A 3,456-nucleotide genomic window follows, 5' to 3' on the forward strand; every position below is an offset into this window, starting at 1 on the left:
CCCCCACAACAAAGCCCTTCATTATAAAATACAGGTTTTTTTAATAAAAGCTAGTTAAACTTTATACAATAAGATAGTTTTCGCTAGAGTTTAAAACAAAAAAAAGAGTCTAACTACATAATGTAATTAGACTCTTCAAAAAAGGCAACGACCTACTCTCCCACAATGCAGTACCATCGGCGCTAACGGGCTTAACTTCTCTGTTCGGAATGGTAAGAGGTGAGCCCCGTCGCTATAACCACCTTAAGTCATAGCTGCTCGCTATTGGTTTTTACACCTTTAGCATTCAGCGTTCATCCTATAGATGAACAAATATCTTAACATATTGAAAAAAGGGTATCTCTACCAATATACATGAACTTTATACATAATAAATCTATTGAACTTTATAAAAAAACAGGCGTACAATAAGCCTATGGGTTATTAGTACTACTCGGCTATGACATTACTGCCTTTACACCTATAGCCTATCAACGTGGTCATCTTCCACGACCCTTTAAAGAAATCTCATCTTGTGGTGGGTTTCGCGCTTATATGCTTTCAGCGCTTATCCCTTCCCAACGTAGCTACTCTGCAATGCTCCTGGCGGAACAACAGATACACCAGAGGTTAGTCCAACTCGGTCCTCTCGTACTAGAGTCAGATCCACTCAAATTTCTAACGCCCACTGTAGATAGAGACCGAACTGTCTCACGACGTTCTGAACCCAGCTCGCGTGCCACTTTAATGGGCGAACAGCCCAACCCTTGGGACCTTCTCCAGCCCCAGGATGTGACGAGCCGACATCGAGGTGCCAAACCCCCCCGTCGATATGAGCTCTTGGGGGAGATCAGCCTGTTATCCCCGGCGTACCTTTTATCCTTTGAGCGATGGCCCTTCCATGCGGAACCACCGGATCACTATGCTCTTGTTTCCAACCTGATCGACTTGTAGGTCTCTCAGTCAAGCACCCTTATGCCATTGCACTCTACGCACGGTTACCAAGCGTGCTGAGGGTACCTTTAGAAGCCTCCGTTACTCTTTTGGAGGCGACCACCCCAGTCAAACTACCCACCAAGCACTGTCCCCTTTGTTCAAGGGTTAGACTCTAGATAAGCAAAGGGTGGTATTTCAACAATGACTCCACAACGCCTAGCGACGCCGCTTCAAAGTCTCCCACCTATCCTACACATTACTTATCCAAAACCAATACTAAGCTATAGTAAAGGTGCACGGGGTCTTTTCGTCCCACAGCGGGTAATCGGCATCTTCACCGATACTACAATTTCACCGAGCTCATGGCTGAGACAGTGTCCAGATCGTTGCACCATTCGTGCAGGTCGGAACTTACCCGACAAGGAATTTCGCTACCTTAGGACCGTTATAGTTACGGCCGCCGTTTACTGGGGCTTCATTTAAGATCTTCGCCGAAGCTAAACCCTCCACTTAACCTTCCAGCACCGGGCAGGTGTCAGGCCATATACATCATTTTTCAATTTAGCATAGCCCTGTGTTTTTGATAAACAGTCGCCTGGACCTTTTCACTGCGGCCACCCCGAAGGGTGGCGACTCTTCTCCCGAAGTTACGAGTCTATTTTGCCTAATTCCTTAGCCATGAATCTCTCGAGCACCTTAGAATTCTCATCCCAACTACCTGTGTCGGTTTAGGGTACGGGCTGCTTCTCTTGCTTTTCTTGGAAGTCGCTTTTCTGGATTATCACCTTGACCGAAGTCTCAGTGTACTATCGCGGTGTTACCACTCGCTTCAACGAACTATTCCGTCAGTTCGCACCAAATTTACGCCTCCGTCACTTTTAATGAGAGCAGGTACAGGAATATTAACCTGTTGTCCATCCACTACCCCTTTCGGGTTCGCGTTAGGTCCCGACTAACCCTCAGCTGATTAGCATAGCTGAGGAAACCTTAGTCTTTCGGTGTGCGGGTTTCTCGCCCGCATTATCGTTACTTATGCCTACATTTTCTTTTGTAGCTTCTCCAGCATGACTCACATCACACCTTCGACGACACTACAATGCTCCCCTACCACTTATATAAATATAAGTCCATAGCTTCGGTAATATGTTTATGCCCGATTATTATCCATGCCGAACCGCTCGACTAGTGAGCTGTTACGCACTCTTTAAATGAATGGCTGCTTCCAAGCCAACATCCTAGCTGTCTAAGCAGTTCAACCTCGTTATTTCAACTTAACATATATTTGGGGACCTTAGCTGATGGTCTGGGTTCTTTCCCTCTCGGACATGGACCTTAGCACCCATGCCCTCACTGCTGATTAACATTTTATAGCATTCGGAGTTTGTCAGGAATTGGTAGGCGGTGAAGCCCCCGCATCCAATCAGTAGCTCTACCTCTATAAAACTATAAATCAACGCTGCACCTAAATGCATTTCGGGGAGTACGAGCTATTTCCGAGTTTGATTGGCCTTTCACCCCTACCCACAGGTCATCCGAAGACTTTTCAACGTCAACCGGTTCGGTCCTCCACTGTATGTTACTACAGCTTCAACCTGCCCATGGGTAGATCACACGGTTTCGCGTCTACCACTACTAACTAAAGCGCCCTATTCAGACTCGCTTTCGCTACGGATCCGTGACTTAATCACTTAACCTTGCTAGCAACGGTAACTCGTAGGCTCATTATGCAAAAGGCACGCCGTCACAGCACGAAGCCGCTCCGACCGCTTGTAAGCGTATGGTTTCAGGTTCTATTTCACTCCCTTATTCAGGGTTCTTTTCACCTTTCCCTCACGGTACTAGTTCACTATCGGTCTCTCAGGAGTATTTAGCCTTATCGGATGGTCCCGACTGTTTCATACAGGATTACTCGTGTCCCGCACTACTCAGGATACCACTATCTAAACATTCTTTACCTATACCGGGCTATCACCGTCTATGGCTACTTTTTCCAAAGTATTCTAATTCATCCTGCTTCGAATATCGTGGTCCTACAACCCCGGTATTGCCGTAACAATACCGGTTTGGGCTAATCCGCGTTCGCTCGCCACTACTAACGGAATCACTATTGTTTTCTTCTCCTCCGGGTACTTAGATGTTTCAGTTCCCCGGGTTTGCTTGCATTGCTGCATACTATATCTTCAATATAGTGGGTTGCCCCATTCGGATATCTGCGGATCAAATCATGTGTGCTGATCCCCGCAGCTTTTCGCAGCTTATCACGTCCTTCATCGCCTCTGAGAGCCTAGGCATTCCCCATACGCCCTTATTTAGCTTATTGTACTTTTTGCTTTTTTAATGAGTTACTATTCAGTCTACAATTTTCAGTCAGAATAATCAATATAAATACCAATCATTGTTTCTTACACCTCGTAAACTAAACGTTTTTTGATTAATTAGAGATCGCTCGTGGTGATTCTAATTAATCTAATTTATTATTTAAAACTAAACTTAAAGTTTAATCTTAATTTTCATGTATCTTTTTTCAATATGTCAATGAAC

2 rRNA genes are annotated in these 3,456 nt (G+C 45.2%); both read right to left on the reverse strand.

The features are described 5' to 3' along the window. Window positions 1–139: 139 nt before the first annotated feature. Window positions 140–246, reverse strand: a 5S ribosomal RNA gene (rrf, locus tag Q5N74_RS18805). 157 nt (window positions 247–403) lie between these two features. Continuing rightward, window positions 404–3,235: ribosomal RNA gene (locus Q5N74_RS18810) — 23S ribosomal RNA — on the reverse strand. Between the last annotated feature and the right edge of the window lie 221 nt (window positions 3,236–3,456).

This window comes from Mariniflexile sp. AS56 (genome assembly GCF_030552475.1).
Lineage (GTDB): Bacteria > Bacteroidota > Bacteroidia > Flavobacteriales > Flavobacteriaceae > Mariniflexile.